Raw genomic sequence first — 22758 nt, forward strand, 5'->3', positions numbered from 1 at the left:
CACTCCGGTTGCAGATGGAGGGTGTCGACCATAATCCGTGCTGCGGCGCAACCGTTCGCGATTGCAGCGTGCCCCGTCAAAGATCGGGCAAGGGCTGGTCGGCGATGCCCCAGCCGGCGAGGCCGCGGCCGTTGGCGCGCTCGATCAGCTCGGCGGCATCGTGGATCGAGAAGCGCTTGGGGGTCTCGATGTCGCCGAACTCGGCCCAGCTGACCGGCGCTGCGACATGGGCGCCGGGGCGGGCGCGCGCGGAATAGGGCATGACGGCGGTGGCGCCGCGCTGGTTGCGCAGCCAGTCGATGAAGATGCGGCCGACGCGCTTGGCCTTGGACATGGTGGCGGTGAACCGCTCGGGCTCGGCCGCGGCGAGTGCGCGGGCGAAGCGATCGGCAAAGGACTTCACCGCCGGCCATTCGGCCTGGGGGGTGAGCGGCACGACGACGTGCACGCCCTTGCCGCCCGACAGCATCGGGAAGCTCGCGAGGCCCATGTCGGCCAGGTGGCGCTTCAGGTCCTCGGCCGCGCGCTGCACGTCCTTCCAGTCGAGTCCCTCGTCGGGATCGAGGTCGAACACCAGCCGGTCGGGGCGCTCGACATCCTCGGCGCGCGATCCCCAGCCGTGGAACTCGATCGTGCCCATCTGCACGCAGGCCATCAGCCCATCGAGGTCGCGGACGTAGAGATAGGGCTGGGTCGAGCCGTCCTTCTCGCGGATGTCGACATGGTCGACATGGTCGCCGAAGCTGCCGGCGTCGTGCTTCTGGAAGAAGCATTGCTTGGCGCGACCCTGGGGACAGCGGACCAGGCTGATCGGGCGATTGGCGACCCAGGGCAGCATGATCGGCGAGACCTGGGCGATGTAGGTGGCGAGGTCGCCCTTGGTGGCGCCGTCCTCCGGGAAGATCACCCGGTCCGGGTTGGTGATCTTGATCGAGGAAGTCGGCACCTCGGCCTTGGTCCGGGCCGGCGCGGCCTCGGGCGTTTCGGCGACCACTTCCTCCGGGCGCTTGTCCTCGCGCAGGGCAATGAAGCTCGCGTGGCGGATGACCTGCTCGGCGGTGAATTCGGCGAAGGCGACTTCGGCGACGAGCTTCGGCTTCACCCACTGCGCGCCGCGTGCCGCCGCGCGGGGGACGGAGACCGGCGGGGTCTTGGTGGCGATCTTGTCGAGGCGCTGGCGCAGGTCGTCGATGGTGTCGGCGTTGAAGCCGGTGCCGACCTTGCCCGCGTATACGAGCCCGTCCGGACCGTTCACCGCCAGCAGCAGCGAGCGCAGGCCGCGGCTGGCGGCGGTGGAGGGCGACCAGCCGACGATCACGAACTCCTGCCGGCGAATGCACTTGGTCTTGAGCCAGCCCTTGGAGCGGGTGCCGCGATAGGGGGCGTCGGCGCGCTTGGAGACGACGCCCTCATAGCCTTCGCGGCACATCGCCTCGAACAGCTTCTCGCCCGCGCCGACGACATGCTCGGAATAGTGGAGGCGGGCGTCGACGTTCTCGATGAGCGGGCGCAGCCGGTCCTTGCGCTGCACCTGGGGAAGGGCACGCAAATCCTCGCCATCCACTTCCAAGAGGTCGAAGGCGAAGAAGGCCATCTCGCCGCCGTTGCTGATCGCCTCCTGCAGCGTCGAGAAGTCGGGGCGGCCGTCCTTGAAGGCGACGATCTCGCCGTCGATCAGCGCGCTGCCGGCGGGGATTGCGGCCGCCGCCTCGGCGATCCCGGGGAACTTGGCCGTCCAGTCGAGGCCGCTGCGGGTGTAGATGGTGGGACCGCCCTTGCCGATCGCGACCAGCGCGCGGTAGCCGTCGTACTTCACCTCGTGCAGCCAGCTGTTGCCGGCGGGCACGGCGTCGACCAGCGTGCACAGCTGCGGTTCGGTGAAGGCGGGGCGCTTGCCGGCTTGCGCGGTCTTTGCGCGCGACTTGGCGGGGGGGCGGGGTTCGGGCCTGGCGGCGGCTTTGGTGGCCGTCTTGGCAGCCGGCTTCGCCTTGGGCTTGGTCGCGGCCTTCTTGCCAGCGGCGATCTCGTCCATCGTCCTGCCGGTCTTCACGCTGGTGAGCGCGGTTTCGACCAGCGTGTCGGCGCCGCCGGCCTCCGCGTCGTCGATCTTGCGCAGCAGCCAGTTCTCGTTCTTCTCGCGGCCGCGCGGTTTCAGCCGGATCAGCAGCCACTCGCCCTTCATCCGCTGTCCGTCGAGGACGAAGTGGAGATGGCCCTTCTCCAGGTCCTTGGCCGACTTGCCGGCGATCGGCGCCCAGGTGCCGTCGTCCCACAGCATCACCGTGCCGCCGCCGTACTCGCCCTTGGGAATGGTACCCTCGAAGTCGCCGTAGGAGAGCGGATGGTCTTCGGTCCGCACGGCCAGCCGCTTCTGGTCGGGATCGAGGCTGGGGCCGCGGGTGACCGCCCAGCTCTTGAGCACGCCGTCGAGCTCGAGGCGGAAGTCCCAGTGGAGGCGGGTCGCGTCGTGCTTCTGGACGATGAAGCGGTTTCCGTGGCCGGGCTCCAGCGTGCCCGCGGGCTCGGCGGTGCGGCTGAAGTCGCGCTTGGCGTTGTAGAGGGCGAGGGGGTCGGTCTTGGGCATTTAGCGGGTCCTCCCCTCGCGTACCCCGGCGGAGGCCGGGGTCCAGGTGGGACTCACTGGCCGTTGCACTGCTGGGCTCTGGATCCCGGCCTGCGCCGGGATACGGGTGTGGGATGCAGGGCGGGCGTCAGGCACGTTTGCGGGCCGGGGCCTTGGCGGCGGGCTTGGCAGCCGGCTTCTTTGCGGCCGGCTTGCGCGCGGGCTTGTCTTCGGCGGCGTCGTTCGCGGCCGCCTTGCTCGTCGTGCGCTTCTTGGGCGCGGGCTTGCCGCTGGTGTCGCCGGGCTTCTCCAGCGACTTCTTGAGCGCGGCCATCAGGTCGACGACGTTGGAGCCGGTGGGGCGGGCGTCCTCGTCGTCGGTGGTGTCGACGATCTTGCCCTTGGACTTCTTCTTGCGCTCGATCAGGTCTTTCAGTGCATCGACGTAGCGGTCGTGGAATTCCTGCGGATCGAACTTCGCGGTCTTCTTGGCGATCAGCGTCTCGGCGAGGTCGAGCAGGTCCTCGTCCGGCTTCTCGTCGGGGATGTCGCGGAAATAGCCCTGCGCGCGGTGCACCTCGTCGGCGTAGCGCAGCGTCTCCAGGATCATGCCGCGCCCGCAGGGTTTCAGGCTCACCACATATTCGCGGCCGCGCAGCGCCAGCTGGCCGAGGCCCACCTTCCTGCTGCGGCGAAGCGCCTCGCGCAGGACGATGAACGCCTCTTCGGCGAGATCGTCGGCCGGCACCACGAAATAGGGCTTTTCATAGTAGAGCACGTCGATCTCGTCGGCGTCGACGAACTGGGTGAGCTCGAGCGTCTTCTTGGACTCGAGCTTCACGGCGTCGATCTCATCCTGTTCGAGCAGGATGTAGTTGCCCTTCTCGACCTCATAGCCCTTGACGATCTCGTCGGGATCGACCGGGCCGACGCCCGCCACGCTCTTTTCATACTTGATCGGCTTGCCGGTCGGCTCGTGGATCTGACGGAAGGAGACCGCGGCACCCGACTTGGTCGCCGAATAGATTTCCACGGGGATCGACACCAGCGCGAGCCGTATCTGCCCCTGCCAATACGCCCTTGCCGCCATCGCCGTTTCCTTGTTGCGCAACCGATTCAATTCCCAGGAGAAAGAGTCGTTCCCGGCTCCGCTCGGAATCGGCACGAGGGCCAGGGGTGCGAAACGGGCCGAAGCGGCGTATAGGGCCGCGCATGACGACCGACCCTTTCGCGCTGTTCGACACCTGGCTGGACGAAGCCGCGGCGAGCGAGCCCAACGACCCCAATGCCATGGCGCTGGCGACGGCGGACGCGGGCGGGCGCCCGTCGGTGCGCGAGGTGCTGCTGAAGGGCCATGGCCCGGAGCTGGGCTTCGTCTTCTACACCAATCGCGAGAGCCGGAAGGGCACCGACCTGGCCGCCAATCCGCAGGCGGCGCTGCTGTTCCACTGGAAGGGGCTGCGCCGGCAGGTGCGGATCGAAGGCGCCGTGGTGCAGGCGAGCGATGCCGAGTCGGACGTGTATTTCGCGTCGCGGCCGCGCGACTCGCAACTGGGCGCCTGGGCGTCGCTCCAGTCGCGGCCGCTGGAGGCGCGCGAGCGCTTCGAGGAGCGGTTCGCCGAGGTGCAGGCGCGCTTTGCGGGCGGCGACGTGCCGCGCCCGCCGCACTGGGGCGGCTATCGCGTCGTGCCCGACACGATCGAGTTCTGGCAGGACCGCGCCTATCGCCTGCACGAGCGGCGGCTGTTCACCCGCACGGCGGACGGCTGGACCGAGGGGCTGCTGTTCCCATGACCGAGGCCGAGCGCGGGCGGATCATCCCCTATGCGGTGCGCGCCGCGATCGCGTCGGTCGCGATGGCGCTGGCGCTGCTTTCGCTCAAGGGCGTGGCGGCCTGGACCACGGGGTCGGTGGCGATGCTCGGCAGCCTGGCCGATACTGCGCTCGACCTGCTCGCCAGTCTCGTGACGCTGTACGGCGTGCGGCTGGCGGCGACGCCGGCGGACCACGACCACCGCTTCGGCCACGGCAAGGCGGAGGCGCTGGCGGCGCTGTTCCAGGTGGCGCTGATCGCGGCTTCCGCCGTCGGCATCGCCTGGCGCGCCATCGCCGCCTTTGCCGAGCCGGGCGAGACTGCCGACCCGGAGTTCGGCATCGGCGTGTCGATGGTGGCGATCGTCGGCACCTTTGCGCTGCTCGCCTACCAGCGCGCGATCATCCGCAAGACCGGATCGGTCGCGGTGCGCGCGGACAGCGTCCACTATCAGTCGGACCTGCTGCTCAACCTGGCGGTGATCGCGGCGATCGCGCTCGACCACTATGTCGGCTGGTCCGGCGCCGATCCGGTGTTCGGCATCGCCATCGCGCTGTGGCTCGCCTGGGGTGCGTTCCGCGCATCGAGCCAGGCGATCGACCAGCTGATGGACAAGGAGTGGCCCGAGGCCGAGCGGCGGGCGTTCCTGGACGTGGCGGCGCGCCAGGAGGGGCTGCGCGGCATCCATGACTTCCGCACGCGCCGCTCCGGCAGCCATGACTTCGCGCAGTTCCACATGGAGGTGGACCGCACGCTCAGCGTCGCCGAGGCGCACGACATCGTCGAGGCGGTGGAGAAGAACCTGCGCCGCGCCTATCCGCGGGTGGAGGTGCTGATCCACCTTGACCCTGAAGGGCACGTCGACACCGACAACCCGCTGGTGGAAGCGGACGTGACGCCGCACTGGTTCGGCAAGCGGGTGGGAGGATGAGCATGCGGGTACCGTTCACGCAGGTCGACGCGTTCGCCGACGTCGCCTTCGGCGGCAATCCGGCGGCGGTGCTCCAGCTCGATGCCTGGCCCGAGGACGCGGTGCTCCAGCAGGTCGCGGCCGAGAACAATCTTTCGGAGACCGCCTTTCTGGTGCCCGACGCGAGCGGCGAGGCCGATCGCGAGCTGCGCTGGTTCACCCCCACCGAGGAGGTGATGCTGTGCGGCCATGCGACGCTGGCGAGCGGCCACACGCTGCTGTCGGCCGATCCGGCGCTGGAGCGGGTGCGGTTCCGCACGCGCCGTGCCGGGGTGCTGGAGGTGGCGCGCGACGGGGACGGCTATGCGATGGTGCTGCCGGCCTGGGCGCCCGAGCCGAAGCCGCTGCCGGAGATCGTGGCGGCGCTTGGCTGTGCGGTCGAGGAGACGCTGTGGCACGCCAACGGCTATGCGCTGGCAGCGGTGGCGCATGCCGAGACGGTCGAGCAGCTCCAGCCCGATCCCGCGGGGTTGATGGTGGAGGGGGAGGCGATCGTGATCGTCACCGCGCCGGGCCGCGACACCGACGTGATCAGCCGGGTGTTCGCACCGGGCTGCGGCATTGCCGAGGACCCGGTGACGGGCTCCGCCCATGCGGTGATGGCGAACTATTGGACGCAGCGCCTGGGGCGCGACCGCTTCACCGCCTATCAGGCAAGCGCGCGCGGCGGCCGGCTGAACGTGCGGCTGGACGGGGAGCGCGCGGTTCTGGGCGGGCGCTGCGTCACGGTGATCGAGGGGAGTTTCCTGCTGCCGTGAGGGTGGGGGCCGATTTTCTCCCCCGTTCGTGCCGAGTAGAGATCGAGTAGCGCCGCAAGGCGCGTATCGAGAGCTCGTATCGAGGTGCGGTTCCGGGCGCCAACCTGTCTCTCGATACGCCCTCTCGATACGCGGCTGCGCCGCTACTCGATGGCTACTCGAGACGAACCGGGATGGGTGGTGCCGGGGTGCTGCTCAACCTCAGGCCGCCAGCGCCATCGCGGACTCAGTCTCCGCGATCCAGCCGCCGCCGAGCACGCGGTCGCCGGCGTAGAGCACCGCCGCCTGGCCGGGTGCCACGCCATATTCCGGAGCCTCGAACACCAGCCGGTCGCCCTCTAGCCGCGCGGGCACGGGCTTGGCCATCGAGCGGACCTTGGCGGTGAGCGGCTGGCCGCGGTCGCCGCCCAGCCAGTTGATGTCGGCAAGCCGCGCCGCGCCGACCGCCAACGCGATGCGCGGACCGACCACCAAACGCCGGTTCTCCGGCTCCAGCCGGACCACATAGAGCGGCTCGGGCTGGCCGCCGATCTCGATGCCGCGGCGCTGGCCGACGGTGAAGCCGACGAGGCCGGCGTGGTGCCCGAGGACGCGGCCTTCCAGGTCGACGATCTCGCCGCCGGCGTCGGCGCCTGGGCGCAGCTTGCGGACCAGCCCGGCATAGTCGCCGTCGGGCACGAAGCAGATGTCCTGGCTGTCGGGCTTGGCGGCGACCCCCAGGGCCATTTCGGCCGCGATCTCCCGCACCCGCGCCTTGGGCATTCCGCCCAGCGGGAAGCGAATGAAATCGAGCTGCGCGCGGGTGGTGGCGAACAGGAAATAGCTCTGGTCGCGCGCGGGATCGACCGCGCGGTGGAGCTCGGCACCCTCGCTCCCCAGCACGCGGCGGACATAGTGGCCGGTGGCGAGGCAATCGGCGCCCAGATCGCGGGCGAGCGCGAGCAGGTCGGTGAACTTGGGGCCCATGTTGCACTTCACGCACGGAATCGGCGTGCGGCCGGCGAGATATTCGTCGGCGAAGTCGTCGATCACGGTCTCGCGGAAGCTGGTCTCGTGGTCGAAGACATAATGGGCGATGCCCAGGCTGTCGCACACCGCGCGCGCGTCGCGGATGTCGCGGCCGGCGCAGCAGCTGCCCGCCCGGCCGACGGCGGCGCCATGGTCGTAGAGCTGGAGCGTGACGCCGATCGTCTCGGCACCCGTGCGCGCGGCCAGTGCGGCCACCACCGAGCTGTCGACGCCGCCGGACATGGCGACGACGATGCGGCGCGCGCGCACCGGGGACTCGAGCTGGAAATCGCCTTCGATCATGCGCGGCCACATAGGAGGCGCGACGAGCGGATGCAAAAAGCAGGACGGAAGGGAGCCGCTTTTACGGGCTGTTTAGCATCTTTCCCTAGACCGGACGGCTACCGAACGGTTGGAAGGAGCCTCGTTGGACCTGAGTTTCGCCCGATTGGAGCGCGGCATTGCGGTCACCGCCCTGCCCGTCGATCTGGCCGTGCTGCTTGCGGGGGCAAGCGCGCGCCAGGCGGCAAGCGCCACCGCCCGGGTGCAGGCAAAGGTCGCCATGGCACGGGCAAGCGAAGGCTTGCTGTCGCCGCGCCACGGGGCGTTCCATCCGGCGGTTGCGGAAGCGCTGCGCCCGCCGCGCGTGGCACCGGGGGAAGGGCAGGGGTGAAGGGAATCTTTACCCGCGAGGCATAACAGGGATCAGAACCGGGAGTCGGTCGTGTTGGGGCAGGCCGGCGCCCCTAGAGGTAGAAGATGATCGAGAACCAGAAGATCCGTCCCGCAAAGGTGATCGGGCCGCTCGGCGAGCCGCTGACGCTCGATTCGCTGCCGCCGCCCGATACGACGCGGTGGGTCGTCCGGCGCAAGGCGGAGGTGGTCGCGGCGGTGAACGGCGGGCTGCTGACCATCGACGAGGTCTGCAGCCGCTACAGGCTTTCGCCCGAGGAGTTCGCCAGCTGGCAGCGCGCGATCGACCGGTCCGGCATGCCGGGGCTGCGCGTGACGCGCATCCAGCATTATCGCTCGCTCTACGAGCGCCAGCAGAAATACTGATCGGCCGGCGTCCCGGCTGCCCGCTGCGCCGCGCGTGGCCTCTACGGGTGGACGCGGACGCCCCCGCGCTTTAGGGCGGCCCCGCTTTTCACGCATATAAAGGAACTGGCGTGGCGAACGTGGCGGTAATCGGCGCTCAATGGGGCGACGAGGGCAAGGGCAAGATCGTCGATTGGCTGGCGGAGCGCGCCGATGTGGTGGTGCGCTTCCAGGGCGGGCACAATGCCGGCCACACGCTGGTGGTCGACGGCAAGACCTACAAGCTGTCGCTGCTGCCGTCGGGCATCGTGCGCGGCACGCCGTCCGTCATCGGCAACGGCGTGGTGCTGGACCCCTGGGCACTTCGGGACGAAGTCGCCCGCCTGCGCGAGCAGGGCGTCGAAGTCACCCCCGACACGCTGCGCATCGCCGACAATTGCACGCTGATCCTGCCGTTCCACCGCGATCTCGACGGGCTGCGCGAGGATGCGAGCGGCGCCGGCAAGATCGGCACCACCCGCCGCGGCATCGGCCCGGCCTATGAGGACAAGGTCGGCCGCCGCGCGCTGCGCGTGTGCGACCTGGCGCACCTCGATTCGCTCGAGCCGCAGCTCGACCGCCTGTCCGCGCACCACGACGCGCTGCGCGCCGGCTTCGGCGAGCCGCCGATCGACCGCGCCGCGCTGCTGGAGCAGCTGCGCGAGATCGCGGGCTTCGTGCTGCCGTTCGCACGGCCGGTGTGGCGCGACCTGAACGAAGCACGCACCCGTGGTCGCCGTATCCTGTTCGAGGGCGCACAGGGCGTGCTGCTCGACATCGATCACGGCACCTATCCGTTCGTCACCTCGTCCAACACCATCGCTGGCACCGCGGCGGGCGGTTCGGGCTTGGGCCCTGGCGCCGTCGGCTTCGTGCTGGGGATCGCCAAGGCGTACACCACCCGCGTCGGATCGGGTCCGTTCCCGACCGAGCTGGAGGATGCGACCGGCCAGCGGCTGGGCGAGCGCGGCCATGAGTTCGGCACGGTCACGGGCCGCAAGCGCCGCTGCGGCTGGTTCGACGCGGTGCTGGTGCGCCAGTCGGTGGCGGTGTCCGGCGTGACCGGCATCGCGCTCACCAAGCTCGACGTGCTCGACGGGTTCGAGGAAATCTCGATCTGCACCGGCTACAAGCTCGGCGACGAGACGCTCGACTATTATCCCGCCCACGCCGCCGACCAGGCGAAGGTGGAGCCGATCTACGAGACGATGCCGGGCTGGCAGGAGTCGACGGCAGGCGCGCGCAGCTGGGCCGAGCTTCCGGCGCAGGCGATCAAGTACATCCGCCGCGTGGAGGAGCTGATCCAGTGCCCGGTGGCGCTGGTGTCGACCAGCCCCGAGCGCGAGGACACGATCCTGGTACGGGATCCGTTCGCGGACTGAGGCGCCGTACTTGTGCCCCGGCGGAGGCCGGGGCCCAGGTGGGAAGGCGGTGGTGGGCCGCGGCACACCCGCCGCGCGCTGGCTCAAGAAGCCGGCCCGTTCGCCCCTTCACTGTATCCCCGCGCAGGCGGGGATCCAGGGCCAAACAGAGCAACGGCGGTTTTGCTCGGAACCCTGGGCTCCTGCCTTCGCAGGAGCACGGCGAGGATATGCTCCATCACGGCCTGCTGCCCAACTGGGCCCCGGCCTTCGCCGGGGTACGGTACGGGCTCTTCCCCCTATTCGTGGCTGCGGCCGAAGTCGGCGCGGGCGTCGTCCTGGCCTTGCTCGACGATCGAGCGGCGGATCGCGCGGGTACGGGTGAAGCGGTCGAACAGCTCGTCGCCCTGGCCCCACCGGATCGCGCGCTGGAGTGCCGACAGATCCTCCGAGAAGCGCTGGAGCATGTCGAGCACCGCCTCGCGATTGTTGAGGAACACGTCGCGCCACATCGTCGGATCGGACGCGGCGATGCGGGTGAAGTCGCGGAAGCCGCCTGCCGAATATTTGATCACCTCGCTCTGGGTCACTTCCTCGAGGTCGGAGGCGGTGCCGACGATGGTGTAGGCGATCAGGTGCGGCAGGTGGCTGGTGACGGCGAGCACGCGGTCGTGGTGCTCGGGCGCCATCTGCTCGATGTCGGCGCCCAGCCGACGCCAGAATTCGGCGACCCGCTCGATGGCGACGGGGTCGGCGTCCTCCGCCGGCGTCAGGATGCACCAGCGGTTGCGGAACAGCGTCGCAAACCCCGCTTCCGGCCCCGAGCGTTCGGTGCCGGCGACCGGGTGGGCGGGGACGATGGCGACGCCGGGAAGCGCCTCGGCCAGCGCCTGGGCGACGCTCGCCTTGCTCGATCCCACGTCGGTGACGATCACGCCTTCGGGCAGGTCGGGCGCGAGCTCGGCGGCGACGGCGCCGATCGCGCCGACCGGCACGCACAGCACCACCAGCTCGGCATCGAGCACGGCGGCACCGGGATGGTCGGCGACGTCGTCGACGAGGGCGAGCGCACGCGCGGTCTCGCGCACCTGGGGGTCGGCGTCGTGGCCGGTGAGGCGGATGCCCGGCATCGCCTCGCGCACCGCACGCGCGACCGACGAGCCGATCAGCCCCAGGCCGATCACGGCGACGCGGGCGAAGGGCAGCATCAGCCGACGATCCCGCGCAGCGCCTCGGCCAGGCCGCGCATCTGCTCTTCGGTGCCGATGGTGATGCGCAGGCCGTTGGCGAGACCCTGGCCCGGCAGCCAGCGGGTGATATAGCCCGCGTCCATCAGCCCCTTGTACGCCGTCTCGGCCGAAACCGGCCCCTCGAACAGGACAAGAAGGAAGTTGGTTTCGGACGGCACGGCGCGCAGGCCGGCGTTGCCGAGGGCTGCGACTTCACCCGCCAGCCAGTCGCGCCACTGGCGGTTGTGGGCGCGGCTGCGCTCGACGAAGTCGGTGTCGCCGACGGCGGCGATCGCCGCCATCTGGCCTGCGGTGGTGACGTTGAAGGGCGCGCGGATGCGGTGCATCGCGTCGATCGTCGCGGCCGAGCCATAGCCCCAGCCGATCCGCTCGGCGGCAAGGCCGTGGATCTTGGAGAAGGTGCGGGTGACGAAGACGTTCTCATGCGCCTCCACCAGCTGCAGGCCGAGATCGTCGTCCTCCGGCTCCAGATATTCGGCATAGGCCTGATCGAGCACCAGCAGCACATGCGACGGCAGTCCGGCGTGCAGCCGTGCGATCTCGGCCGCGGGCGCGAAGGTACCCGTCGGGTTGTTGGGGTTGGCGACGTAGACCAGCGTGGTGCGATCGGTCACCGCCGCGAGGATCGCGTCGACGTCGGTCGCATAATCGCGGTCGAGCGCCACCACCGGGGTCGCACCCACGCGGCGGATGGCGATGTCGTACACCGCAAAGCCGTAGCGGACGTAGATCGCCTCGTCGCCCGGGCCGGCATAGGCGCCGGCGGCCAGGTGGAGCAGCTCGTCGGAGCCGGTGCCGTAGATCACGCGCGCAGGGTCCAGGCCGTGGGCGGCGGCGAGCGCCTCGCGCAGCGCGGTCGCGCTGGGGTCCGGATAGCGCTCCAGGCTCGCGTGCGCGCCCTCGAACGCGGCGCGTGCGGCAGGCGAGGTGCCCAGCGGGTTCTCGTTGGCCGAGAGCTTCACGACCGGCCGGCCGCCGTCGTTGGTCGCGCGGCCCGGGATATAGGGCGCGATGTCGAGGACCCAGGGCTTGGGAGCGGGAGCGTTCATGCGCCGGGGAGTGGCGCAACGCCTCGCCGAAGGCAAGGCGTGGGCGGGGGCGTGGAAACACGGAGCCGCTGGAGGCTGGAAGGGAAGGTTGGGCGGACGCTGTTCCGCCTGCGCCGAGAATCAATCGACGGGAACGTCCGCTAGCATTCCATTAGCGGACGTTTGGGGCGCCGTCCGAGTTCGCCGGCATCTTCCCGACCAGCCACCCCAGCGCAATCGGAACCAGAAGTAGAAGATTGGCTGCGTACAGAACCAACCATCCGGAGCTTTCCCATTTCGGCCCGAAGGTCGGACTGATGATCATCAGGACCAACCAATTTGCCGACAGGTTCGCATCCCGGAGGCGATGATAAGTGATCCCGACGAGAACTATGTAAATAGGGAGGCCCAGCAGAAAGGCGAGCCACTCCGGTCCACCAAGGGACGCGACGGCTGCCACGTCCAACCCCAGGAGCACAACAAGCGTGAGACTTGCCAGTCTGTAAGGGCGTTGCCGTGCGTAGCTTTTGAGGAAGTCCCGCATGCCGGGAGCGTAGCTATGAAGAAGTTCGCTTTCCACCCACTCCCGGCAGTCCGTTCATACGCCTACGGCTAGTTCTCCGTCGAGTCTTCCGCCGCCACCTTCGACCGGCCCTTGAAGCCTTGGGCAATGACATACCATTCCGACGAACCCTTGCGGCTCGCCGGGGGCTTGGCGTGCTTCACGGTCTGGAAGTTGCGCTTGAGTTCGGCGATCAAGGCGTTGTCGGCGCCGCCCGCCAGCGACTTGGCGACAAAGGCGCCGCCGGGGCGCAGCACTTCGCAGGCGAACATCACGCCGGCCTCGACCAGTGCCATGGTGCGCAGGTGATCGGTCTGGGGATGGCCGACGGTGTTGGCGGCCATGTCCGACATCACCAGGTCCGCCTCGCCGCCCAGCGCCTCACGCAGGAGGTCGGGCGCGGTCTCGTGCAGGAAGTCGAGCTGGAAGATGGTGACGCCCTCGATCGGATCGACGGGCAGGAGGTCGATGCCGGCGATGGCGGCGGAGGGCGCGAGCTTGCGCACCACCTGCGACCAGCCGCCCGGCGCGATGCCGAGATCGACCACGCGCTTGACGCCGCGCAGCAGGTGGAAGCGCTCGTTCAGCTCCAGGAGCTTGTAGGCGGCGCGGCTGCGATAGCCTTCGGCCTTGGCGCGCTTGACGTAGGGATCGTTCAACTGGCGTTCGAGCCAGCGGGTCGACTGCGCGGTGCGGCCGCGGGCGGTGCGGACGCGCTGGCGCCCCGGAGGCGCGCCCCTCATGCGTAGCGCCCCTGCATCAGGCGGCGCAAAATGCCCTCGCGGATGCCGCGATCGGCGATGCCGAGGCGCTCGGCCGGCCACAGGTCCAGGATCGCCTCCAGGATGGCGCAGCCGGCCACCACCAGGTCGGCGCGCTCCGGACCGATGCAGGGCACCTTGGCGCGGCCGGAGAGCTCCAGCCCGGCGAGGCGGCGGCTGACCTGGCGCATCGCGTCGGCCGGCACGATCAGCCCGTCGATCGCCGAGCGATCATAGCTGTCGAGCCCGAGATGGACGCTGGCAAGCGTGGTAACGGTGCCGCTGGTGCCCAGCAGCCGGCGCTGGCCGGTGACCTCGGGCAGGCGCGCGGCAAAGGGTGCGAAGCTTTCGGACACGCAGGCGCGCATCGCGTCGAACGCGCCGCTGGCGATCGGCGCGGCCCGGCCGGCGCCAAGGCTTTCGGTCAGCGACACCACGCCCCACGGGGTGCTGTGCCAGTCCACGACCCGGGGGACCGACCCCGCGGTGTCGAGCAGGACCAGTTCGGTCGAGCCGCCGCCGATGTCGAACACCAGGGCGGGGCCGTCGCCCGGCTCCAGCAGCGCATGGCAGCCGAGCACGGCGAGGCGGGCCTCCTCCTCGGCCGAGATCACGTCCAGAAAGATACCGGTCTCCTCATGTACGCGCCGGATGAAGTCGGCGCCGTTGGTCGCGCGCCGGCACGCCTCCGTCGCGACGGCGCGCGACAGGGTGACGTTGCGGCGGCGCAGCTTGTCGGCGCAGATCCGGAGCGCGGCGATGGTGCGTTCGATCGCGGCTTCGCTCAGCCGGCCGGTCGCCGCAAGCCCTTCGCCGAGTCGCACGATTCGCGAAAAGGCGTCGACGACCGCGAAGCCCGATCCTTGCGGCCGCGCGATCAGCAGCCGGCAGTTGTTGGTGCCGAGGTCCAGCGCCGCGAAATGGCGCGCCTTGGCAAAGCGCGATTGCGCTGGTGCATGTGGTCCCGAACGGGCGGGGGCGACGCCCCGCCGGTGCGGCAACCGGGCGGTCGATTCCCCCATGCCGTCACTTTCTTCTTATGTTCTGTTCCGTCACGGCGGAGATCCGCCGCTCGGTGCTTGACGGAAAAGCTAGCGGAACCTTCTGGCAACGGCAAGGCGAGGCTGGAACCGGAACGGCGGCGAAGACGGGTTCCGCGACGGGGCGCCCGCTGGGATCGCCGGAGCGTGCGCGGCGCGTCGATCGCGCATCCGTGTGAAAACAGGCTTGACCGCGTCGCGCGCGCCCCCTAACAGCGCGCCCTCACGACGTTGCCCTGTCGTCTAATGGTAAGACTACGGACTCTGACTCCGTCAATCGTGGTTCGAATCCACGCGGGGCATCCACTCTCCCACAGTGCCGGATCTTTTCTCCCGCCTTGTGCAAAGGCGGTTGCAGTTGCGCGCCGAATGCCGATGAAGCGGCGGGCGGCCGAAGAGGCGGCGCATCGGGAGAGAGGCATGAAGTTCGCACGCTGGATCGGGATCGTGGCGGCCACGCTGCTGGCGGGGGCTGTTCCCGCGGGGGCGGAGACGATCCTGTTCGTCGGCAACAGCTTCACCTTCGGCGCCAACTCGCCTGCATGGAAATATCGTCCCGACACCGTCACCGACCTGAACGGCGAGGGGCTGGGCGGCGTGCCGGCGCTGTTCAAGCGGTTCGCGGACCAGGCCGGGCTCGACTATCAGGTGTCGCTGGAGACGGCCGGGGGCCGCACGCTCAACTGGCACTGGCAGAACCGCCGCGACCGCTTCGACCGCGCCTGGGACCATGTCGTGCTGCAGGAATACAGCACCCTCGATCCGGAGAAGCCGGGCGACCCTGCCGGGCTGGTGGAGGGCGTGCGGCGCCTGTCCGCCCTGTTCGCGGCACGCAATCCGAAGGTCGACCTGCGGCTGATGGCGACCTGGTCGCGGCCGGACCTGGTGTTCCAGAAGCCCAGCCCCTGGAAGGGCAAGCCGATCGAGACCATGGCCCGCGACCTGCGTCGTGCCTACGACCGGGCGGCGACGGTGCGGCCGGGCACGCGGGTGCTGCCGGTGGGCGAGGGCTTCAACTGCGCGATGGCGCGCGGCGTCGCGGATGCGAACCCCTATGACGGCATCGCTTACAATCAGGCGCCGCTCTGGTCCTACGACCAGTATCACGCGAGCGTGTACGGCTATTATCTGGAGGCGCTGATCGTGTTCGCCGAGATCACCGGCCGCGATCCGCGGACGCTGGGCCGCGACGAGGCTTCGGCGATCGAGCTCGGCATCGGCAGCGACATGGCGGAGCGATTGCAGGCGGTGGCGTGGGAGGCGACGCGGCCGGGCACCCGCTGCCGCTGAGGCGTCAGCCGATCCGCGCCTGTTTGCGCTGGCGGACGGCGAGCCAACCGAAGGCGGCGTAGATGCCGAGTGCCGGCCAGCCGCCGTCGGTGACGAACAGATAGGCGATGCCGATCGCGGCGCTGCCCGCCAGCAGCGCCGCCCACCACTTGGGCGGGAACTCGCGCGCCAGCAGCATTCCGCCGGCGATGGTGAGCGCGAGGGCGTTGGCGGCGAGCCAGAGGTAGGAGGCGGTGGCGCCGATCGAGCCGGCGAACGGCAGCTTCACCGTCGCATAGCCGGTCATGGCGTTGGGAAAGGTATCGGCGGCGACGTGCAGGCCGATGCCGAGCGCGAGCCCCGCCGCCGCGGGACGCCAGCGAGGTGGCCCGAGCAGCAGCAGGGCGGGCAGCAGCGGCCCGTGGGTCAGGATGCTGCGATGAACCAGGCCCAGCGACAGGTCGAGGTCCGGCAACGTCGTGCCCGACAGGCAGGCGAGCAGCACCACGCCGGCGCAGGCGGCACGGTGGCGCGACAGTTCCGCCAGCAGGATCGCGCCCGCAAGCCACAGCACTGCCGTCATTCTCTATGCCCGTCCTGCATCAAGCCCCTTCCGCCCGCCTTCCCGCCCGCCTAACAGCAAAGCCATGTGGCAGCTCCTGCAATTCCCGCTGTGTCCCTTTTCGCGCAAGGTCCGCCTGCTCTTGTCGGAAAAGGGCGTTGGTTACGAACCCGTGCGCGAATCGCCCTGGGCGCGCCGCGACGAGTTCCTCGACCTGAACCCCGCCGGGCAGACGCCGGTGATGGTGGATGTCGAGCGCGGCGTCACGCTGATCGATTCGATGGCGATCTGCGAATATTTCGAGGAGACGGTCGACAAGGCGGCGATGCTGAACGGTACCGCGGCCGACCGGGCGGAGATCCGCCGGCTCGTTACCTGGTTCGACACGCATTTCTTCCGCGAGATCACCGGGCCGTTGCTGCTGGAGCGGATGGAGAAGCGCATCGTCCATCGCCTGCCGCCCGACACGCGCGCGCTGCGCGACGCGATGAAGGCGGCGGTCGAGCATCTCGACTACATCGATTATCTGCTCGACCACCGCGCCTGGCTGGGCGGGGCGACGATGAGCCTGGCCGATCTGGCGGCGGCGGCGCAGATTTCCGTCGCGGACTATCTGGGCGGGATCGACTGGAAGACGCATACGACGGCCAAGCGCTGGTACGTCGGCATGAAGAGCCGCCCGAGCTTCCGCCCGCTGCTGGCCGAGCGGATGGAGGGCGTGGCCCCGCCGCCGGACTACGAGAAGCTCGACCTGTAAGGTCGCTCGACGTTGCGGGCGAGCGTGGACTCCTCGCCTTCCGTTCGTATCGAGCAGCCATCGAGCTTGTCGAGATGGCGTGTCGAGAGACCGGTTACGGTGGCTCTCTCGATACGGGCTCTCGACGGGCTCGATCCCTACTCGAGACAAACGGGGTGGGCGTAAGGGGCAATCGGGCCGAGGCGACCACGTCGGAACATCGGCTGCGGCCTCCCGTTCTCCGGCTAACCCCCAGAGACGAAAAGGCCTTCCGCGATGAGCGACTTCGACCCGATGATCCATGAGGATGCGCTGCCCGGCCATGAGAGCCGGATGGACGACAAGCCGGACTGGACGCCGCGCTATCCAGGCTCCGGCAGGCTGAAGGACAAGGTGGCGATCGTCACCGGTGCCGACAGCGGCATCGGCCGTGCGGTGGCGGCGCTCTATGCGCGCGAGGGCGCGGACGTCGCGATCGTCTATCTGTGCGAGCACGACGATGCCGAGAAGACTGCCGAGATCGTGCGCGGCGAGGGGCGGCGCGCGCTCACCATCGCGGGCGATGTCGGCGACAAGGCGTTCTGCGAGCAGGCGGTGGCGCAGGTGATCGCCGAGTTCGGCAAGCTCGACGTGCTGGTGAACAATGCCGGTGAGCAGCATGCCGACAAGGAGATCACCGACATCACCGAGGAGCAGCTGCGCCGCACCTTCCAGACCAACATCTTCGGCATGTTCTTCCTGGTGCAGGCGGCGATGCCGCACCTGAAGCCGGGCGCGGCGATCGTGAACTGCACCTCCGTCACCATGTACCAGGGGTCGAAGGAACTGCTGGACTATTCGTCCACCAAGGGGGCGATCACCGCCTTCACGCGCAGCCTGTCGGAAAACCTGATCGAGAAGGGCATCCGCGTGAACGCGGTGGCGCCGGGGCCGATCTGGACGCCGCTCAACCCCTCGGGCGGGGCGACGCCGGAGAAGCTGGAGAGCTTTGGCGAGTCGACGCCGATGGGCCGGCGCGGCGAGCCCAATGAGGTGGCGCCGTCCTTCCTGTTCCTGGCGTGCGAGGATGCGAGCTACATGTCGGGGCAGGTGCTGCACCCGAACGGCGGCACGATCGTCAACGGGTAGGCCAGAACCGGTGCTCCCGCGCGGGTGGGAGCACCGGATACCGCGTCGCCGTCGCGCCCATCAGGCGGGGGACGGCACCGCGCTTCCGACCGGGCCGATGTCCGCGGGCTCGTCGCGCGAATAGGTGGCGGTCAGCAGGCCGGCGGCAAGCACGCGGCCGGCCATGGCATGGACGACGGCGCCGCGGCCGGGGGTGGGATCGAGATCCTCGCCCGGGCCGAGCGCGAAGAGCTGGAAGACATAGCGATGCTCGCCATGGCCGCTCGGTGGATCGGGGGGCAGCCAGCCTTCGCGCAGATAGCTGTTGCGGCCGACGTCGCTGCCGTCGAGCGCGCCGTCGCCATCCGCCTGGATCGCGCCCTCGCGCAGCTGGTCAGTCGACGGCGGCATGCCCCAGACGATCGCGTGCACCAGCGGCTGGGCGGCGGGGGCGTCGGGATCCTCCACCACCAGCGCGAGCGACTCGGTGCCGGCCGGGACGCCGGTCCAGTAGAGCGGCGGCGACACGCCGGTGCCGTCGGCGGTGAAGCGTTCCGGCAGCCGCGCGCCGTCTGCGAAGGCCGGGCTCGCGAGGTTCAGCGCGGCGAAGTCGCCCAGCGCCGGGTCCACGATGGTGAGCTTGCTCGCCCCGGCGCGCACGTCGTGCAGCAGCGCGCCCAGCCAGCGTGGTAGATGTTCGAGCATCCCAGTTCCTCTTGCTGCTTTCCGCCTTGGAGAACCGCTGAGCGGCGGCTTGGCTCCGCGGCACACCCTGAAGGTCGTTGCGGAGACGGAACAAGAGGCGGGCGCAAAGAGGGGTTCGCCTCAGGCGATGCCGCCGGTGAAGGGCATGCTGGTCGCGACGATCACCGTTGCGGTGGTGACGAAGGATGCGAGCGCGATGAGAAAGGGGCGCATGGCAGGTCTCCGGTTCGAAGGAGAAGCTGTCCCGGTCAGGCGACCGGGACGACCGATGCGGCGGCGCTGATCGTCAGCGAGGCGAAGGCGACGGCGGCGACGAGCGAAGCGAAGCTGAACTGCAGCGTCTGGAGACGGGTCGACATGGTGGAAACTCCCTAGTTCTTTCGGCCGCCGGACCATCCGGCGATCGATGCCAGGGACTTTGCAGGGGTCGTGCCAGTTTCCTAAGTACTTGAAAACGCGAGGGCGGGAACGGCCGCGTGCTTCATGTTGGCGAAAGTCACCGAGCGCTTGCGGTGTGATGCGCCACCAGTTGGTGTGGGGCGCGGAGACGGGTCAGCTGCGCCCGCCGCCGTGCTGGCGGTGCCAGCTCTGGACCGCCGCCAGCGTGCGCTGAACGTGTTCGAGCGGGCTCGCGTCGTCGTGGGCGTAGAGGATGCGGCCGTCCGGCGCGATCACATAGCTGGTGCGGCTGGTGCGGACCGGCGCGTTCTTGCCCGGAGCCTTGGCCCCCAAGGCGACGTCATAGCCGCGCACCACGCGGGGGGTGGCGCTCGCCACCGCGAACTTGCCTGCGCAATGCTGGGCGGAGAACGCCTCCAGCTTGTCCAGCGGATCGGCCGACATGCCGATCACGGTGGCACCGGCGGCGCGGAAGTCGTCCACCGCCTCGGCAAAGGCGCGTGCCTCGGCATTGCAGCCGCCGGTGAAGGCGGCGGGGAAGAAGTAGAGCACCACCGGCCCCTTGCGGAGCTGGGAGCGCAGGTGGAGGGTGAAGGGCTTGCCCGCGATCGCGCCCTTGGCGACGAAGTCGGGCGCCTTGGCTCCCGGCGCGAGTGCCGCACTGGCGGGCGCGGCGAAGGGCAGCAGAAGAGAGGCAATCAGCAGCATCGGACGCATGGTCGAACTCCCGCAGGACATGCGCCAGCCTAGCCGGGCGGCCAGGCCCCGTCACGCGGCTTCGCGCCGCTTGGTGGTTGGCGCGCGGCCGTGCCGGGGGTAGGGATGGGCATGGCCGTTTCCCAGACCGACATCGACCTCGCCCTGCGCCTCGCGGATGCCGCGGGCGCCGCGATCCGCCCCCGCTTCCGCGCCGAGTTCGGGCTGGAAACCAAGGAGGATGCCTCCCCGGTGACGCTCGCCGACAAGGAGGCGGAGGCCGCGATGCGCCGGCTGCTGATCGCCGAGCGGCCGATGGACGGCATCCTGGGCGAGGAGGAAGGCGAGCGCGCCGGCACCAGCGGCCGGCAATGGGTGCTCGATCCGATCGACGGCACCCGCGCCTTCATCGCCGGACGGCCGATCTTCGGCACGCTGATCGCGCTGGTGGAGGACGGCTGGCCCGTGCTCGGCATCATCGACCAGCCGATCCTGCGCGAACGCTGGCTGGGGGTGGTGGGGCGCCCGACGACGCTCAACGGGCAGGAGGCGCGCACCCGCCGCTGCCGCGACCTGGCCGACGCGCTGCTGGCGACGACCAGCCCCGCGCTGTTCACCGACGATCAGCTCCATGCGTTCGAGCATGTCGACGGGGCCGTGCGCAGCACCGTGCTGGGCGGCGACTGCTACAATTATGCGTGCCTGGCTTCCGGCCACCTCGACGTGGTGATCGAGGCGGGGCTGAAGCTCCACGACTTCGCCGCTCTGGTGCCGGTGGTGGAGGGTGCTGGCGGGCGGATGTGCGACTGGGCGGGCGACCCGCTCCACGCGGCGAGCAACGGCGAGGTCATCGCCGCGGGCGACCCGGCGCGGATCGAGGAACTGGTCGAGGCGCTCGCCTGCCGCGGCGGGCACTGAGGGGCGGGCCCGCCGGCGCACGGCGCTGCCGTACCCCTGCGCAGGCAGGGATCCAGGGCCAAGCAGGGCAACGGCTTGCGGCGTTTGGAGCCCTGGGCTCCTGCTTTCGCAGGAGCACGGTAAGGGAAGGTGCGGAGGTGCCGCGTCCGTCAGGATGACGAAGGGGGTGAAGAGGGGGCGATGCCCGCATCGTCCCTGCGCGCGCGCAGTTCGTCGCGGATCTCGCGCAGCAGCGCCACTTCGGGCGGGTCGGCCGCGGGGGGTGCGGTGCCGGTCTTCTGCTCCTCGTGCACGACCGCGATCGCGCGGTTCACGAACTTCACCAGCAGGAACACGATGAAGGCGAGGATGATGAAGTTGATCACCACGCTCACGAACTGGCCGTAGCCGAACAGCGGCACGCCTGCGGCCTTGAGCGCCGCGTAGTTGTCGGGCGAGCCGGTGTAGGTGGCGGGGATCGGCCCCAGGCGCAGGAAATAGCTCGAGAAATCGAAGCCGCCGAACAGCCAGCCGATCACCGGCATGATCATGTCGTCGGTCAGCGACTTGGTGATGGTGCCGAACGCCGCGCCGATGATGACGCCGACCGCCAGGTCGAGCACGTTGCCGCGCGCCACGAACTTCCGGAACTCGTGCAACAGCGTCATGAATCCCTCGTTGATCGATTGCCCTTCGCGGAGCGTTCCTGCCCCGCTACAAGCGACGATGGCAAGGCTTGAGGAGAGACAGATGCGCTTTCGGACGATGCTGACGATGCTGGGTGCGGGGCTGCTCGCGGCCTGCGGGGTGAACAGCGTCCCGACCGCGGAGGAGAATGTGAACGCCAAGTGGGGCGAGGTGCAGAACCAGTACCAGCGCCGCGCCGACCTGGTTCCCAACCTAGTCGCGACCGTGAAGGGCTATGCGGCCCATGAATCCGGCACGCTGACCAAGGTGACCGAGGCACGCGCGCGTGCCACCTCGATCAACATCACCACCGACGACCTGTCCGACCCGCAGCAGTTCGAGAAGTTCAGCCAGGCGCAGAACCAGCTGACCCAGGCGCTGGGCCAGCTGCGCACGGTGGTGGAAGCCTATCCGCAGCTGACGGCGAACCAGAATTTCATGGCGCTCCAGAGCCAGCTGGAGGGCACCGAGAACCGCATCGCGATCGCGCGGCGCGACTATAACGAGGCGGTGCAGGCCTATAACACCCGCATCCGCACCTTCCCCGACGCGGTGGGCGCGCGCATCTTCTATGGCGCCAAGCCCAAGGTGCCGTTCCAGGCGCAGGCGGGCGCGGAAACCGCACCCACGGTCAACTTCGGCAACGCCAGCTGAGCCGGGCCATGGCGCTGGTTCGGCTGCTGCTGGCGACGCTGCTCGCGCTGGGAAGCGCGGGCACGGCGCAGGCGCAGGACTTTCCCCAGTTCACCGGCTTCGTGGTGGATGCGGCGAACGTCCTGCCGCCGGATCAGGAGGCGGCGCTCACCCAGAAGCTCGACCAGCTCCAGCAACAGACCAACCACCAGCTGGTGGTGGCGACGGTGCCGGACCTGCAGGGCTATCCGATCGAGGACTATGGCTATCGGCTGGGCCGGGCCTGGGCGGTGGGCCTGAAGGACGCCGACAATGGCGCGATCCTGCTGGTGGCCCCCAACGAGCGCAAGGTACGGGTCGAGGTCGGCTATGGCCTGGAGCCGGTGCTGACCGACGCCTATTCGAGCGTCGTCATCAACGGCACGATCCTGCCGCGGTTCAAGGCGGGCGACCTGGCGGGCGGGATCGTCGCGGGCGCCGATGCGCTGGCGACGCAGCTGTCGCTGCCGGACGCCGACGCGCAGGCGCGGGCCAAGGCGGCGGCCGCCGAATATGACCGCACCCACAGCACCGCGGCCGAGCGCGGCAACGGCGGCGGCTTTCCCCTGGGGCTGGTGTTCTGGGGCATGGTGCTGCTGTTCGTGCTGCTGTCGATGTTCCGCGGCCGGGGTGGCCGGAGCGGGAGCGGAGGCAAGTGGCGCGGGCGGCGCTATCGCTCCCGGGGCGGCGGCGGCAGCGACTGGCCGATCGTGCTGTGGACCTGTCTCTTATACACATCTGGCTTGAAAAGGGGGGGGGGGGGGGGGGGGGGGGGGGGGGGGGGGGGGGGGGGGGGGGGGGGGGGGGGGGGGGGGGGGGGGGGGGGGGGGGGGGGGG

At 69.8% G+C, this 22758-nt stretch carries 24 protein-coding genes and 1 tRNA gene; 13 read left to right on the forward strand and 12 right to left on the reverse strand.

All coding sequences use genetic code 11. The features are described 5' to 3' along the window. Positions 1–76: 76 nt before the first annotated feature. Both ligD and VPH46_RS14840 read right to left on the reverse strand, forming a co-directional pair. Positions 77–2584, reverse strand: coding sequence for a DNA ligase D (ligD, locus tag VPH46_RS14835; protein WP_416612422.1), 2508 nt, complete (start codon positions 2582–2584; stop codon positions 77–79). Between the two features lie 127 nt (positions 2585–2711). Continuing rightward, positions 2712–3653: a Ku protein gene (locus VPH46_RS14840; RefSeq protein ID WP_416612424.1), complete on the reverse strand. Its 942-nt coding sequence runs from the start codon at positions 3651–3653 to the stop codon at positions 2712–2714. Between the two features lie 122 nt (positions 3654–3775). Here VPH46_RS14840 and pdxH point away from each other — a divergent pair, with 122 nt between their 5' ends. Genes pdxH through VPH46_RS14855 form a run of 3 tightly spaced genes read left to right on the forward strand, consistent with a single transcriptional unit; the run spans position 3776 to position 6104 of the window. Next, entirely contained in the window at positions 3776–4357 is a 582-nt protein-coding gene (pdxH, locus tag VPH46_RS14845; protein ID WP_416612426.1) for a pyridoxamine 5'-phosphate oxidase, read from the forward strand. Continuing rightward, the gene (locus tag VPH46_RS14850; protein ID WP_416612428.1) at positions 4354–5307 is read left to right on the forward strand and encodes a cation diffusion facilitator family transporter; all 954 of its coding nucleotides are present in this window, start codon (positions 4354–4356) and stop codon (positions 5305–5307) included. Before pdxH ends, VPH46_RS14850 begins: the two co-directional genes overlap by 4 nt. A 2-nt stretch (positions 5308–5309) precedes the next feature. Beyond that, on the forward strand, positions 5310–6104 hold the full coding sequence (locus tag VPH46_RS14855; protein ID WP_416612462.1) for a PhzF family phenazine biosynthesis protein: 795 nt from the start codon (positions 5310–5312) through the stop codon (positions 6102–6104). 201 nt (positions 6105–6305) lie between these two features. On the opposite strand, the gene mnmA is transcribed toward VPH46_RS14855, so the two are convergent. Further along, entirely contained in the window at positions 6306–7415 is a 1110-nt protein-coding gene (gene mnmA, locus VPH46_RS14860) for a tRNA 2-thiouridine(34) synthase MnmA (protein WP_416612430.1), read from the reverse strand. A 124-nt stretch (positions 7416–7539) separates the two neighbouring features. Between mnmA and VPH46_RS14865 the strand changes: the two genes are divergently transcribed. The 3 genes from VPH46_RS14865 to VPH46_RS14875 all read left to right on the forward strand — a co-directional run bounded on the left by VPH46_RS14865 (position 7540) and on the right by VPH46_RS14875 (position 9571). Further along, on the forward strand, positions 7540–7785 hold the full coding sequence (locus VPH46_RS14865) for a hypothetical protein (RefSeq protein ID WP_204991305.1): 246 nt from the start codon (positions 7540–7542) through the stop codon (positions 7783–7785). A gap of 86 nt (positions 7786–7871) precedes the next feature. Beyond that, positions 7872–8171 carry a DUF1153 domain-containing protein gene (locus VPH46_RS14870; protein WP_125961312.1) on the forward strand — a complete coding sequence of 100 codons (300 nt, stop codon included), beginning with the start codon at positions 7872–7874 and terminating at the stop codon, positions 8169–8171. Between the two features lie 110 nt (positions 8172–8281). Next, positions 8282–9571: an adenylosuccinate synthase gene (locus VPH46_RS14875; RefSeq protein WP_239436083.1), complete on the forward strand. Its 1290-nt coding sequence runs from the start codon at positions 8282–8284 to the stop codon at positions 9569–9571. Positions 9572–9849: 278 nt separating this feature from the next. On the opposite strand, the gene VPH46_RS14880 is transcribed toward VPH46_RS14875, so the two are convergent. The 5 genes from VPH46_RS14880 to VPH46_RS14900 all read right to left on the reverse strand — a co-directional run bounded on the left by VPH46_RS14880 (position 9850) and on the right by VPH46_RS14900 (position 14173). After that, positions 9850–10758, reverse strand: coding sequence for a prephenate/arogenate dehydrogenase family protein (locus tag VPH46_RS14880; RefSeq protein WP_416612433.1), 909 nt, complete (start codon positions 10756–10758; stop codon positions 9850–9852). After that, positions 10758–11849 (reverse strand): histidinol-phosphate transaminase, encoded by a 1092-nt coding sequence (gene hisC / locus VPH46_RS14885; protein WP_416612435.1) that lies wholly within the window; start codon positions 11847–11849, stop codon positions 10758–10760. Before hisC ends, VPH46_RS14880 begins: the two co-directional genes overlap by 1 nt. 151 nt (positions 11850–12000) lie before the next feature. Then, a complete protein-coding gene (locus VPH46_RS14890; protein WP_416612437.1) occupies positions 12001–12408 on the reverse strand; it encodes a hypothetical protein in 408 nt (135 codons plus the stop codon). 32 nt (positions 12409–12440) lie between these two features. Continuing rightward, complete coding sequence (locus VPH46_RS14895; RefSeq protein WP_416612439.1) at positions 12441–13133, reverse strand: RlmE family RNA methyltransferase; 693 nt, start codon at positions 13131–13133, stop codon at positions 12441–12443. Beyond that, on the reverse strand, positions 13130–14173 hold the full coding sequence (locus VPH46_RS14900; RefSeq protein WP_416612441.1) for a Ppx/GppA phosphatase family protein: 1044 nt from the start codon (positions 14171–14173) through the stop codon (positions 13130–13132). The genes VPH46_RS14895 and VPH46_RS14900 overlap by 4 nt, the downstream gene beginning before the upstream one ends. Before the next feature lie 250 nt (positions 14174–14423). On the opposite strand from VPH46_RS14900, the gene VPH46_RS14905 reads away from it, so the two are divergent. After that, positions 14424–14497, forward strand: a tRNA-Gln gene (locus tag VPH46_RS14905). Positions 14498–14611: 114 nt separating this feature from the next. Next, positions 14612–15481, forward strand: coding sequence for a PEP-CTERM sorting domain-containing protein (locus VPH46_RS14910; protein WP_416612443.1), 870 nt, complete (start codon positions 14612–14614; stop codon positions 15479–15481). A 4-nt stretch (positions 15482–15485) separates the two neighbouring features. Here VPH46_RS14910 and VPH46_RS14915 read toward each other — a convergent pair whose 3' ends face one another. Next, positions 15486–16043 (reverse strand): hypothetical protein, encoded by a 558-nt coding sequence (locus tag VPH46_RS14915; protein WP_416612445.1) that lies wholly within the window; start codon positions 16041–16043, stop codon positions 15486–15488. A gap of 64 nt (positions 16044–16107) precedes the next feature. On the opposite strand from VPH46_RS14915, the gene VPH46_RS14920 reads away from it, so the two are divergent. Then, positions 16108–16779: a glutathione S-transferase family protein gene (locus VPH46_RS14920; RefSeq protein ID WP_125961305.1), complete on the forward strand. Its 672-nt coding sequence runs from the start codon at positions 16108–16110 to the stop codon at positions 16777–16779. 255 nt (positions 16780–17034) lie between these two features. After that, on the forward strand, positions 17035–17886 hold the full coding sequence (locus VPH46_RS14925) for a glucose 1-dehydrogenase (protein ID WP_125961304.1): 852 nt from the start codon (positions 17035–17037) through the stop codon (positions 17884–17886). A gap of 60 nt (positions 17887–17946) precedes the next feature. On the opposite strand, the gene VPH46_RS14930 is transcribed toward VPH46_RS14925, so the two are convergent. After that, entirely contained in the window at positions 17947–18570 is a 624-nt protein-coding gene (locus VPH46_RS14930) for a YbhB/YbcL family Raf kinase inhibitor-like protein (protein WP_416612448.1), read from the reverse strand. Between the two features lie 552 nt (positions 18571–19122). Beyond that, complete coding sequence (locus VPH46_RS14935; RefSeq protein ID WP_416612450.1) at positions 19123–19686, reverse strand: peroxiredoxin; 564 nt, start codon at positions 19684–19686, stop codon at positions 19123–19125. A 111-nt stretch (positions 19687–19797) separates the two neighbouring features. On the opposite strand from VPH46_RS14935, the gene hisN reads away from it, so the two are divergent. Further along, positions 19798–20583, forward strand: a complete 786-nt coding sequence (gene hisN / locus VPH46_RS14940; RefSeq protein WP_416612452.1) for a histidinol-phosphatase — start codon at positions 19798–19800, stop codon at positions 20581–20583. A gap of 149 nt (positions 20584–20732) precedes the next feature. On the opposite strand, the gene mscL is transcribed toward hisN, so the two are convergent. Further along, positions 20733–21230 carry a large conductance mechanosensitive channel protein MscL gene (mscL, locus tag VPH46_RS14945; protein ID WP_416612454.1) on the reverse strand — a complete coding sequence of 166 codons (498 nt, stop codon included), beginning with the start codon at positions 21228–21230 and terminating at the stop codon, positions 20733–20735. A gap of 82 nt (positions 21231–21312) precedes the next feature. Between mscL and VPH46_RS14950 the strand changes: the two genes are divergently transcribed. Next, positions 21313–21903, forward strand: a complete 591-nt coding sequence (locus VPH46_RS14950; protein ID WP_125961300.1) for a LemA family protein — start codon at positions 21313–21315, stop codon at positions 21901–21903. 8 nt (positions 21904–21911) lie between these two features. After that, the coding region (locus tag VPH46_RS14955) for a TPM domain-containing protein (RefSeq protein WP_416612456.1) at positions 21912–22758 on the forward strand (847 nt) is incomplete at its 3' end.

It is taken from the genome of Sphingomonas sp. MJ1 (PH-R8), from assembly GCF_048058635.1.
GTDB lineage: Bacteria > Pseudomonadota > Alphaproteobacteria > Sphingomonadales > Sphingomonadaceae > Sphingomonas.